The organism is Shewanella sp. SM23, from assembly GCF_025654295.1.
GTDB lineage: Bacteria > Pseudomonadota > Gammaproteobacteria > Enterobacterales > Shewanellaceae > Shewanella > Shewanella oncorhynchi.
Genome location: NZ_JAKKRM010000005.1, coordinates 62,643 through 75,322, shown reverse-complemented (window position 1 = coordinate 75,322; position 12,680 = coordinate 62,643). Strand labels below are relative to the sequence as shown.

Sequence of the window (12,680 nt, the reverse complement as noted above, 5' to 3'; positions counted from 1 at the left end):
TCAGATGGCACATCCATGTGCCCCCGAGCCTGCACCATCATCCATGATGTCGCCACGGCATTTTTACTCCGTATTTAGACAACTTCGCACGGAATATGAACTCCTGAAGTTTCAGTGTTACTTATTCGTATTTAAAAAAAGAACTAACACTCCATCTTTCTAAAATTTAATAATGAGTATCTCAATAACATTTCCTGCCTGTCCAATCATTTCAATGACACTACATACAAACCTCCTTGTTCAATGCTTAAGCAAAGCTGGAGATTAACTACCACGCAATTACTGTGGATGCCCGTCTGATCTTCTGGGCATTATCATGAAGGGAGTAGTGGCTATATTTAAATTTGGTACAAGTTTTATTATTTAGTGGACAATTAAATTAATAGGTTTGCAAGTCCGTGGTCTGCTCTTGTTAGCTGCATTGATTGTCTGCATATACATTACCAGTTTTAGGGCAGATTCTAAAAACACATAAAACATTTTCTGCATCACCATCATCGCCCCAAAGAGAAACTTCATAACCAGCTTGAGGAGGAATGACTATTATTATTTCTTCACTATTGTTAGTGAATTGGCCTTGTGGAAGTAGATTTTTGAAATCATTAAAATCCATTTTTAGGATTTGTTCGTGTGCAAATTTCACTTTTAAAAAGGAGGTTGGGTAATTTTCATAGGGCCAATCATTTTCAGCTTCTCGGGGATGGACTGATTGTATCTTGATACTTCCGTCATATCTTATTTGATATTTGATTGAACCACCATCATGCATAAACGGATAAATTAATGCTATGCTAGAAAACTGGATGTTGTCGAATAAATCTAATATATCTCTGTTTAATGTAAACAAAAGATGTAACTTCGCTGTCTCGGGAAAGTTAGATATTAATGGTAAGTTACCGCCAAAATATGACTCAGACTCTTCAGATATATTCAATGCTACGAGATTTCCCTTATAGTAAATTAAGGGTTTTCTGATTTGTCCATATTCTCCAGTTATTGAATCCATAATTACTCTCTCATTAGCAGTTACGGTGCATATTAAGTGTTACTTTTCATTATAGTAACGCTATTTACGGTCATAGTCATTTTGTTTTATAGCAACTGCTTGATTCCGAATTCAACTCCGAAGTACGACACAGGACAATTAAGCAGCTAATTGGTGAAACACCACCGCAGGCTGCTTCAACTTTAAACACTTTAATATTTGGGCATAAATCCGAATATAAAAAAGCCCTGCAAGGTTAACCATTGCAGGGCTTTTTTCTTCTAGTGCGCAGCTAACCTCTGCGACACTAGACCAAGTTAGCTATTCAGATCTTGAAAGAACTTTTTCACGCCATCGAAAAAGCCCTCAGCCTTTGGGCTGTGTTTTTTCGACTCACCAGTTAAGGTGGCTTCAAATTCGCGTAACAGTTCTTTTTGACGATCGTTTAAGTTAACTGGGGTTTCCATAACCACTTTGCAGAGCAAGTCGCCTACCGCATGGCTGCGAACCGACTTGACGCCTTTGCCACGTAAACGGAACATACGGCCCGTTTGCGTTTCGGCTGGGATCTTCAGGCTGACTTTACCATCCAGTGTTGGCACTTCAATCTCACCGCCTAGGGCCGCTTTACTGAAGGATATCGGCACTTCGCAGTAAAGGTTATTGCCATCACGGACGAAAATCGCATGCTCACGCACACTGACCTGAACGTATAAATCCCCTGGAGGCGCGCCAAACTCACCCGCTTCGCCTTCACCCGCTAAACGAATACGGTCGCCCGTATCTACGCCGGCAGGGATCTTAACCGATAAGGTTTTGCTCTTTTCAACACGGCCATCGCCATGACACTTAGTGCAAGGATCTTTGATGATCTTGCCGCGGCCATGACAGGTTGGACAAGGCTGTTGCACCGCAAAGAAACCTTGGCGCATTTGGACTTGGCCTTGGCCATGACAGGTGCCACAAGTGGTTGCAGAGGTGCCTTTTTTAGCGCCGCTGCCTTCACATAGATCGCAAGTCGCCAGTGTTGGGATACGCAGTTCTTTGGTTAAGCCTTTAACGGCTTCTTCCAGTGATAACTCTAGGTTGTAACGTAAATCTGAGCCGCGGGCCGCTTGGCGTTGACCGCCACCACGACGTCCACCGCCGAAAATATCGCCAAAGACATCACCGAAAATATCACCGAAATCGCCTTGACCACCACCGTAACCACCGCCACCGCGATTAGGATCCACACCCGCATGACCAAATTGGTCATAGGCCGCTTTTTTGTCGGCGTCGGTTAGGATCTCGTAGGCTTCTTTAATTTCTTTAAAGTTAGCTTCTGCGGTTTTGTCGCCTGGGTTGCGATCTGGGTGAAATTTCATGGCCAGACGTTTGTAGGCCTTTTTAATTTCACGTTCGCTGGTGTCACGACTGACACCTAATACTTCGTAATAATCTCGCTTTGACATAATCTCATGCTTCTCAGCTGGTGTTGAACAAACGGGCGTTAGGGTTGCCCCGTAACGCCCGCCTAGAAATTAACGCTTTGAAATCAATCTATTTGATTGAAAACAAGTCATTATTTCTTGTCGTCTTTCACTTCTTCGAATTCAGCATCGACAACGTCATCGGCAGCAGCGTTAGCCTGTTTGCCCGCGTCGGCATTGTCGCCGCCTTGAGCTTGAGACTTAGCTTGAGCGATTTCCATCAGCTTAGCAGATGCTTCGATCAAGTTTTGAGTTGCCTTTTCAATGGCTTCTTTGTCATTGCCTTTGCTGGCAGTGTCAACAGTGGCCATAGCAGCTTGGATTTTCTCTTTATCTTCGCTTGGCAATGCATCACCCGCTTCTTCCACTTGTTTCTTAGTCGCGTGGACTAAGCCGTCAGCTTGGTTGCGTGCTTGCACTAACTCTTCAAACTTCTTGTCTTCATCTGCGTGAGCTTCGGCATCACGTACCATTTGCGCCACTTCTTCTTCGCTTAAGCCAGAAGAAGCTTTGATGGTGATGTTTTGTTTCTTGCCGGTTTTCTTGTCTGTCGCAGACACATGCAGAATACCATCGGCATCGATGTCGAACATCACTTCAATTTGTGGCTGGCCACGTGGAGCTGGCTCAATACCGTCTAAGTTGAACTGGCCTAATGACTTGTTCGCGCTCGCTTGCTTACGCTCACCTTGCAGTACGTGAATCGTCACTGCGTTTTGGTTGTCATCGGCTGTTGAGAACACTTGCTGCGCCTTAGTAGGAATAGTAGTGTTCTTTTCAATCAACTTAGTCATCACGCTGCCCATGGTTTCGATACCCAGAGACAGTGGTGTTACGTCTAACAGTAATACGTCTTTCACGTCGCCTGACAGTACGCCCGCTTGAATTGCAGCACCTACGGCTACCGCTTCGTCTGGGTTCACGTCTTTACGAGGTTCTTTGCCGAAGAAGTTTGTCACTGCTTCTTGAACCTTAGGCATACGTGTTTGACCACCCACTAGAATCACTTCGTTGATGTCTGTTACAGATAAATCTGCATCAGCCAGGGCAACTTTTAGTGGCTCTAATGTACGGATAATCAAGTCTTCAACCAGTGATTCCAATTTAGCACGAGTGATTTTAATCACTAAATGCTTAGGACCTGTTGCGTCTGCCGTGATGTATGGCAGGTTCACTTCAGTGTGGTTGGTGCTTGAAAGTTCAATTTTCGCTTTTTCTGCTGCTTCTTTCAGACGTTGCATTGCTAATGGATCTTTACGCAGATCTAAGCCTTGCTCTTTCTTGAATTCGTCAGCTAAGTAGTTGATCAAACGGTTGTCAAAGTCTTCACCACCTAAGTGGGTGTCACCGTTGGTTGCCAACACTTCAAATGTTTGGTCGCCATCGTTGCTGTCGATTTCGATGATAGAGATATCGAATGTACCACCACCTAAATCGTATACTGCAACAATGTTGTCGCCTTGTTTCTTATCGATACCGTAGGCTAATGCTGCAGCCGTTGGTTCGTTGATAATACGTTTAACATCAAGACCTGCGATACGACCCGCATCTTTAGTCGCTTGACGTTGTGAATCGTTAAAGTAAGCAGGAACAGTAATAACCGCTTCAGTTACTTCTTCACCTAAAAAGTCTTCTGCGGTTTTCTTCATCTTTTTCAAGATTTCTGCAGAAACTTGTGGTGGAGCCATCTTGTTGCCACGCGATTCAACCCATGCATCACCGTTGTCGGCTGCAATGATTTTGAATGGCATGATGTTCACGTCACGTTGGACTTCGTCATCTTTAAAGCGACGACCAATCAAACGCTTAATCGCGAAGAATGTGTTAGTCGGGTTAGTCACAGCTTGACGTTTTGCTGGCGAACCGACAATGGTTTCATCATCTGTATAAGCGATGATTGACGGGGTTGTGCGATCGCCTTCAGCGTTTTCTAACACACGTGCTTTGCCACCATCGAGGACAGCTACACAAGAGTTTGTTGTGCCTAAGTCGATACCAATAATTTTACCCATGAGGTCCTCCGAAAAATTTCATTCAATCTAAATTTGTTTAGTTGGTTTTGATATGGGGCTAGACGGTTTAAATATCAAGTCCATCGTTGGCCACCTTCTCTGCCTTGATACCTATATTGGGACAGGGAATTTAATTACAAGGGCGAACAAAAAAATTTTCTGATTTATCTTTCTCGCATCTACAGCTGGATAAAATATCCAATCACATAAAATAGTCTTGCTTATCAACCAAAGCTGTTATTCAATCTGCCCACATTTGGCGGATGTTTATCCTAGTAAGGTAGCAGAGTGAAGTCTTCGAATTTAGCGTACGTGTATGGCATGGCGGCGGTCTTTCTCTGGTCTACAGTGGCCACTGCCTTTAAGATTGCCTTGAGTTACTACACACCGCTGCAACTGGTGTTTGTTGCCGTACTCACTTCGATTATTGCCCTTGCCGGAATCCTTGCTTGGCAAAAAAAGCTTTCCTTACTCAAGCAACAGTTTTTACACCGCCCCATGTTTTATCTGGTGACTGGACTCATCAATCCCTTCCTTTACTATGTCGTGCTATTTAAAGCGTATTCCTTACTGCCAGCGCAGCAAGCGTTGTCACTTAATTACACTTGGGCGGTATTACTGCCGTTACTTGCCGCGCCTTTGTTAAAGCAACATTTACGTAAGAGCGACATTGCTGCGGCGCTGATTGCCTATACAGGCGTGTTTATCATTGCTACCGGCGGCGATATCAGCGGCTTTAGTTTTGATAGCCCGCTCGGTATCGGATTAGCGCTGACTAGCACCTTACTCTGGTGCCTATATTGGATCGTCAACACTAAAGATCAAGGCGATCCTGTGGTCAGTTTATTATTGAGTTTTCTTATCGGCTTACCTTTTATTGCCGTCACCTTAGTGCTGACAGATACCCTGCCCAGTTTTAGTATTAAGGCGATATTTGCAGGTATGTATGTGGGCTTATTTGAGATGGGCATTACCTTCGTGCTCTGGTTAATGGCGCTGAAAACCGCCACTCGCACCGCGAACATCAGCACTATGGTGTTTTTATCCCCTGTGATGTCGATTGGTTTTATCGCGTGGATTTTGCAGGAAACGATTGCGATGGCAACCTATCTCGGCCTAGCCTTTATTTTATCGGGGATGATGTTGCAGCAACTTCTGCCCCGTTATTTAGAGCGTAAAAACAAGATAAGCACAAAGCTAGCGGAATAATCGTTGAGTAGCAGCCTTAAATAATGTTAGCTCACGGCAATGGGCCAATTAAAAGAGCTGGCTAACATTCTAAGCCAAGATTAAGCGCTAATATCCCCCATTTTGTGAAGGAGTATAAAATGACCCCGGCCGTCCGATTGGCGAAAAAAGCCAAGATCGCGTTTGATATCTTAGAGTACAGCCACGATCCACACTGCGCCGCCTACGGCGAAGAAGCCGCTAACACCTTAGGGCTCGAACCCGCGCAAGTATTTAAAACCCTTTTAGTTGCAATCGACAAAGCCCATGCGCCGATTGCCGTTGCGCTCGTGCCCGTCGATCATCAGCTTAATCTAAAAGCCGTAGCGAAATGCTTAAGGCAAAAGAAACTACAAATGGCCGATGCCGACCTAGCACAAAAATCCTCAGGCTATCTAGTCGGCGGTATTAGTCCCTTAGCGCAAAAGAAACAATTACCAACCTTGATTGATGCCAGCGCTCAAGGCTTCGACAGGATTTATGTCAGCGCGGGCAGACGCGGTTTAGAGATAAGCTTAGCGGCCACAGACTTAGCCCTGCTTTGCAAAGGCGAATTTGCCGATATCAAAACACTTTAAGCTATCCAGGCCACATTAAGCACAAGTCATTCGGCGTTAAGTAAGCAATTCACTTTAAGTTGTACGCGCTCATATTAGATAAATGGTGAACAAGGCTCAAACGGCAACAAACTGGCCAGCGTACTGAGTCTAAAGTGGAAAGCGTTTGATAAAGCCGAGATATCCGTCTATAAATTGTACTGAGGTACAAATCGACTAAGGATAGTCAGATGGAAAAATCAACCCAATGGAATCCAGAAAATAGCATCAGCCCTATCAGTTGGTGCGCCATGCTACTCTGCATCGCCTTATTTATTTATGAGCATTTCTGGGGAAACAGTTTTACCACTATGGTAGTCATGCTCTATTGCAGTTTTATGCTGCCTTCGGTTTTACTCACTCGCAGAGTACAAGAAAAGTACTTTATTTATACCTTGGAATACATCAAGGCCTTTCGTAAATTCACTGTCGTTATGTCGACGATATTTTTCTGTATCTGGTTACTTGTTACTTATACCCCGCTCGCCATAAGCAGCTAAACTTGTTAGCCAAACACATTGATGTCGCTATTCAGTTGGATACCGCAAACAAAAAAGCCGTCAACGTAGTAGGTTAACGGCTTTGGGTTTATCGGTATTTACCGCTAAACACGACTAGTGTAATCACCCCACGCTAACCACTTATATGTGGTTAATGCCTCAAGCCCCATTGGACCGCGGGCGTGCAGTTTTTGCGTGCTCACCGCCACTTCAGCGCCAAGACCAAACTGACCGCCATCGGTAAAACGCGTACTGGCATTGACATACACGGCGGCTGAGTTCACTTCATTCATAAAGTGCGCCGCTGCATGAATATCATCGGTCAAAATGGCTTCCGAATGGCCGCTAGAATACTGGCGAATATGGCTAACAGCAGCATCGATATCGCTCACGACTTTGATACCTAAGGTTAACGACAACCATTCAATGCCAAAATCCTCAGACTTAGCAAGCATCACATCGAACCCTAAACCATCCAGCAGACTAAAACTTGTGTCACAAACTGAAAAACGCACGCCTAGACGATGCAGATATTCGGCAATTTGCGGTACAAAGCTGCTCGCCACGCGCTCATCCACCAGCAAGGTATCAAGAGCATTGCACACAGTTGGACGCTGCACTTTGGCATTAGCGATTACGCCTAAGGCACGCTCAAGGTCGGCATTTTTATCGACATACAAGTGGCAAATACCAATGCCGCCTAAAATCACTGGAATCGTCGCTTGCTCGGCACATAAGCGCTGCAATGCTTGACCGCCGCGCGGCACTATCATGTCGACATATTGATCGAGCTTAAGTAAACCTGTCACTAGGGCTCTGTCTGAAGAATCAATAAATTGCACCACATCTATGGGCAAACCTTGGGCGACAATCGCGCCGCGGATCACTTCGCTGATAAGCTTATTCGATTCAAGGGTTTCTTTTCCGCCACGGAGGATCACCGCATTACCCGTTTTAAGGGCAAGTACCGCGATATCGACAGTCACATTCGGGCGCGCCTCGTAGATAACCCCAATCACGCCCAGCGGTACGCGGCGACGAGTCAGCCTTAAACCGTTATCTAATAACTTGCTGCCAAACTCTTCGCCCACGGGATCGGCAAGGCGGATCACATCGCTGATATCACCGATAATGCCCGCTAAACGCGCATCATCGAGCAACAGTCTGTCGATCATCGCCTCAGTTAATCCATCGTTCTTAGCGGCGGCAACGTCTTTAGCATTAGCCGCTAAAATGGCGGCGGAGTTTGCCGTCAGCGCATCGGCAATAGCTTCGAGTAAGTCAGCCTTTTGGCTCGCCGTTAAATTGGCTAAAGCATAACTGGCCTGTTTGGCATTTTGGCCAAGTTGCTGTAAATACTGATCTTGATTCATTTGACTCAAAACAGACCTCGCTTATAAGACAACCATGTCGTTGCGGTGCACTATTGCGTCACCATAATCGTAACCGAGTACAGACTCGATCTCGTCGGAATGCTTACCCGCAATCAAACTCAGGGCTTGGCCACAGTATCGTGTCATCCCTTTAGCAATCACTTTACCTTGTTGATCAACTAATTGTAGCGTCGCACCACGTTCAAACTGACCTTTAACGCCTACGATACCTTTAGACAATAGACTGCGGCCCTTGTCAGTCACGGCTTTGACCGCGCCCGCATCAAGCACTAAAGAACCTTGAGTTGCAGGTCCCGCTAGAATCCACTGTTTGCGGCTTTCGAGCGGGTTTTCGATGGCACTAAAGTGAGTACCGACGGACTCTTTGGCGACCACTTTTTTGATCACATCTGGGTGATGGCCAGAGGCGATAACCACTTCGATGCCAGCACGGCGAGCAATATCCGCTGCTTCCAATTTAGTCGACATACCACCCGTGCCTAAACCCGATACAGAACCGCCCGCCAGCATACGCAGACTATCGTCAATCTTCACCACCTGTGAAATTAACTTAGCGTTCGGGTTAGTACGTGGATCCGCATCGAATAAGCCCTTTTGATCCGTCAATAAAATCAATAAGTCAGCATCGCATAAGAGTGCTGCGCGCGCCGATAAATTGTCGTTATCGCCCACTTTAATCTCATTGGTAGCAACGGCATCGTTTTCATTGATGATCGGCACAATATTATTGGCCAACAAGGCATTGAGCGTGTCGCGGGCGTTAAGGTAACGCTCCCTATCCTGCAAGTCGGCACGGGTCAGCAGCAATTGGCCCACATGCAGCCCATAAATACTAAAGAGTTGTGCCCAAGCGAGGATCAACTGACTTTGCCCGACAGCGGCTAACAATTGCTTATTGGCCATAGTGTCGGGCAGTGTCGGGTATTGGAGATGTTCACGCCCAGCGGCAATTGCCCCTGAGGTGCATAATACGACTTCGACCCCTGACTTCATCAGTGCGGCCATTTGACGAGCAAGCTCAACCATGTGGGCTTTATCTAGCTGTTTACTGCCAGAGGTCAGCACACTCGTCCCTAACTTCACTACCACGCGGCGATACGCAATCTCACTTAAGTTCATTATTCATTTGTAACAAAATAACCGAACAATCCTTATACCTAATCCGCTGAGTAATTGGTAGCAAGGAGTTATTAACTCGAGATAAATTTTCGTTTTTGCTTAGAATCGCGCATTAAAAAGGGCCATCGATTAGATGGCCCTCAAAAAATGTAAACAATCTACGCTGCGAGTTTTTACTGTACAGGTGAATTAATCGACAGCATCAACCATAGACAAACTTAGCTACAAACAATGCGGCTAATACTAAAATGCCCACATTAAGATCGCTAAAGCGACCTGTGAGTAATTTGATTGCTGCATATGAGATGATCCCAAAGGCAATGCCCGTCGCGATAGAAAACGTTAGCGGCATTAATATACACACAACCACCACAGGCGCGGCTTCAGTCAAATCTTCCCATTCGACATGCACCAGTCCCGACATCATCAAAATCGCTACATAAAACAGTGTGCCCGCAGTTGCATAAGCCGGGATCATCCCCGCCAATGGCGATAAAAATAACGCAGCAATAAAGAGTAATCCCACCACAACGGCCGTTAAACCAGTACGACCACCCGCGCTCACACCCGCGGTGCTTTCGATATAACTTGTCGTGGTGGAAGTGCCAAAAGCCGCCCCCGCAATCGTTGCTAAACTGTCAGCGGTTAAGGCACGATTCAGACGTGGTAAACGGCCTTTATCATCGAGAAAACCACCGCGCTGTGCAACCGCCACTAAAGTGCCAGAGGTATCGAAGAGATCCACAAATAAGAAGGCAAAAACGACTGATAGCATAGTTACTTCAAATACTTGGGATAAATCCATCTTCATAAATGTAGGTGCGATTGAAGGTGGCATTGATACAATACCCTGATACTGCACATCACCAAACACTAATCCTAGGCCAGTGATAATCAGAATGCTGGCAATCACCGCCGACTTCATTCCCCGCTGCACCATAGCAATAATGAGGAAAAAGCCCAGCACAGCCATAACCGCCGGAAATGCCGTGATATCGCCCAGCGTCACTAGCGTAGCAGGACTTGCCACCACAATACCGGCGCTCTTAAGGCCAATCAGGGCAAGAAACAAACCAATACCTGCAGCAATACCGATACGTAACGACATGGGAATACTATTTACAATCCATTCTCGAATACGCACTAAGGACAAGATTAAAAAGCAAATTCCCGACAGGAATACCGCGCCTAACGCAGTCTCCCAGCTGTAACCCATTTCACCCACGACTGTGTAGGTAAAAAAGGCATTAAGTCCCATACCTGGAGCAAGCGCAATGGGATAATTCGCCATCAGCCCCATAACCAAACAGCCGACAGCCGCCGCCAAACAGGTCGCCACAAATACAGCTCCATGGTCCATGCCCGCATCGGCTAACATCATTGGGTTCACAAAAATGATGTAGGCCATCGTCATAAATGTTGTCAAACCTGCGACCGCTTCCTGCTTGAGGCTCGTTTGATTTTGTTTCAGTTTGAACAGTTTTTCTAACATGGAACAAGGTTCCTTTTTATTTTAAGTATGTAGGGTATTTAGATGTGAACACTATGTAACGTGATAACATTTGCAGCCGATTATAGGGAGTTTAGGCTGGTCAGGCCAGAGAAGAGGCTGTCGTACGAGAAAATAATGGGGGGAAATATTAACTAATCTTGCTTGCTGTAACTTGTTTTACCAGTACGGAAAATACTTAGGACTAAAAATACCAAAGCTGCGACGAGAAAGCACACCAGACCGATGATATCCATTGAATATGCGTTGTATATTGCCCCCATAAAAAAGACCAAGGCCGCAATTGTTAAAGGATTTTTAAATTTAAATAATGTTTTCATACAGATCCTTATTTAGTCCTAACGCATGGCACCAATAGCGCGAAATATGAGCTACCGAAGCGTTAATCAATTAGCTGCTTAATTGGCGAGAATAGCACTTCTGAGTTGAATTTATATATTAACTTCCGGTAACTTCAACTTTATAAAACTGACTCTTTTCTGAAAGCTGTTTAAATACCCAAGGTGGATTCAGTACCGATATGTTCTTGACGCCAAGTTTATTCAGATCGCTGATGGCGTAATACCAACCGACATAACTACCCGCATCTTCATATTTTTTATATTTATCACTTTGGCCAAGTGTGGTGATGTTGGGATTAACGCCTAATTTTTGAAAGAAATCAGCTTCTCTTGCCACCGTTTTTTCACCATATTCATCAAAGTGTTTTTGAGTGGCCTCACGCTCAGATTCAGGTAAGGTTTTGATAAATTCAGAGACTCCAGCAGCCATGCCAGAGGTTCCACCATGAAGCCCATCAAGGCATGGTTCGTGATTCGTTTTTCATGTGCAGCAGAGAATACGTAGTTAGCACATGAAGATAAACAATACTCAGTCACCTCAACATTTAAACTATTTCTGTTAATAAACTCTGCTAAATCAAGGCCTAAATTAACTGCACCACCAAGACTCTTAATAGATAGCCATTTTATTTTTGAAGTGTTTTCCTTAAATATTTCAAACACCATTTCATTGGCTTCTTTTGTTAACCCTCCATGATAGTGAATCTTATCACCGTCTAGGGAAACTTGAGTTTACTCATTTGCATAGCAAAATGTGCTGGCAAAAATCAAACTTAAAGAAAATAGATTTAAAAACTTAGCCATACCGATTCCTTTTGGTATACAACAGCCTATCAACGATAGTACTGACAACCTATCTTAACCCAATGAAAATAAATTATATTTTATTGATTAAATTACTGACAACAACATGTCATGACAATAAGCCGTTAGTCTGAATAAAAGTAAGAAGCTCAAAATAGCTCTATAGGGTCATTTGCGAAAGGCAATCATATCTAGCGTATTCATTTATCTTTTAAAAAATCTAATCACAGAAATAGAATGGCTTAAACGTATTTGGAGAACAAGCGGTTTTACGTTAGATAGAGGATCAGTGCCGAACCGAAAACTTACCTCTTCACACAGCCGTTTCGCAGCTCTCAACAACACCTATCAGCTCAGCGATTTCGCTTAGATGGGTATCGACCCAAGCGCTACTGATCGGCCCCCAGGTGACTATACGGTAATAACCTGAATTGTTACGGCTGCCTTCCTGCACAAACTCGACTCGAATACCTATATCCTCAAAAGCTGCGATAGCATCCTGTAAAGTTCGGCGAGGCATTCCGGTTAACTTATTGAGTGATAATAGATTATGGCGGTCATCATCCATTAAATGCGCCAAATATAACTTACGCAGAAACGCCTTATTTTGCTTTGAAACCTGTTGGGATGCTGGCATTGAAAGTGACATAGGATGACCTGTCTGGAAACAAAAGTAATTATCATCAAAACTACTTTATATTCAGTCAATAAGGCAATAGC

General features: G+C 44.7%; 12 protein-coding genes. 3 read left to right on the top strand and 9 right to left on the bottom strand.

The window, feature by feature from the left end; translation table 11 throughout:
* Positions 1–412 precede the first annotated feature (412 nt).
* From L5L98_RS08385 to dnaK, 3 genes are all read right to left on the bottom strand, one after another.
* Positions 413–1,006, bottom strand: coding sequence for a hypothetical protein (locus tag L5L98_RS08385; protein ID WP_113941184.1), 594 nt, complete (start codon positions 1,004–1,006; stop codon positions 413–415).
* Between the two features lie 296 nt (positions 1,007–1,302).
* The gene (dnaJ, locus tag L5L98_RS08380; RefSeq protein WP_113941183.1) at positions 1,303–2,439 is read right to left on the bottom strand and encodes a molecular chaperone DnaJ; all 1,137 of its coding nucleotides are present in this window, start codon (positions 2,437–2,439) and stop codon (positions 1,303–1,305) included.
* A 110-nt stretch (positions 2,440–2,549) separates the two neighbouring features.
* Positions 2,550–4,469, bottom strand: a complete 1,920-nt coding sequence (gene dnaK / locus L5L98_RS08375) for a molecular chaperone DnaK (RefSeq protein ID WP_263140001.1) — start codon at positions 4,467–4,469, stop codon at positions 2,550–2,552.
* Positions 4,470–4,757: 288 nt separating this feature from the next.
* Here dnaK and L5L98_RS08370 point away from each other — a divergent pair, with 288 nt between their 5' ends.
* From L5L98_RS08370 to L5L98_RS08360, 3 genes are all read left to right on the top strand, one after another.
* Positions 4,758–5,678 (top strand): DMT family transporter, encoded by a 921-nt coding sequence (locus tag L5L98_RS08370; RefSeq protein ID WP_263139999.1) that lies wholly within the window; start codon positions 4,758–4,760, stop codon positions 5,676–5,678.
* Positions 5,679–5,797: 119 nt separating this feature from the next.
* Complete coding sequence (ybaK, locus tag L5L98_RS08365; RefSeq protein WP_028759489.1) at positions 5,798–6,274, top strand: Cys-tRNA(Pro) deacylase; 477 nt, start codon at positions 5,798–5,800, stop codon at positions 6,272–6,274.
* 209 nt (positions 6,275–6,483) lie between these two features.
* The gene (locus L5L98_RS08360; protein WP_219251162.1) at positions 6,484–6,792 is read left to right on the top strand and encodes a hypothetical protein; all 309 of its coding nucleotides are present in this window, start codon (positions 6,484–6,486) and stop codon (positions 6,790–6,792) included.
* A gap of 104 nt (positions 6,793–6,896) precedes the next feature.
* Here L5L98_RS08360 and L5L98_RS08355 read toward each other — a convergent pair whose 3' ends face one another.
* The 6 genes from L5L98_RS08355 to L5L98_RS08330 form a co-directional block, all read right to left on the bottom strand.
* Positions 6,897–8,174: a glutamate-5-semialdehyde dehydrogenase gene (locus L5L98_RS08355; RefSeq protein ID WP_263139994.1), complete on the bottom strand. Its 1,278-nt coding sequence runs from the start codon at positions 8,172–8,174 to the stop codon at positions 6,897–6,899.
* A 12-nt stretch (positions 8,175–8,186) separates the two neighbouring features.
* Entirely contained in the window at positions 8,187–9,305 is a 1,119-nt protein-coding gene (gene proB, locus L5L98_RS08350; protein ID WP_105251651.1) for a glutamate 5-kinase, read from the bottom strand.
* 202 nt (positions 9,306–9,507) lie between these two features.
* Positions 9,508–10,797 (bottom strand): NCS2 family permease, encoded by a 1,290-nt coding sequence (locus L5L98_RS08345; protein ID WP_131523194.1) that lies wholly within the window; start codon positions 10,795–10,797, stop codon positions 9,508–9,510.
* 152 nt (positions 10,798–10,949) lie between these two features.
* A complete protein-coding gene (locus L5L98_RS08340) occupies positions 10,950–11,135 on the bottom strand; it encodes a hypothetical protein (protein WP_263139990.1) in 186 nt (61 codons plus the stop codon).
* A 118-nt stretch (positions 11,136–11,253) separates the two neighbouring features.
* On the bottom strand, positions 11,254–11,586 hold the full coding sequence (locus L5L98_RS08335; protein WP_263139988.1) for a hypothetical protein: 333 nt from the start codon (positions 11,584–11,586) through the stop codon (positions 11,254–11,256).
* Positions 11,587–12,273: 687 nt separating this feature from the next.
* Complete coding sequence (locus tag L5L98_RS08330) at positions 12,274–12,609, bottom strand: winged helix-turn-helix domain-containing protein (protein ID WP_263139987.1); 336 nt, start codon at positions 12,607–12,609, stop codon at positions 12,274–12,276.
* Positions 12,610–12,680 lie beyond the last annotated feature (71 nt).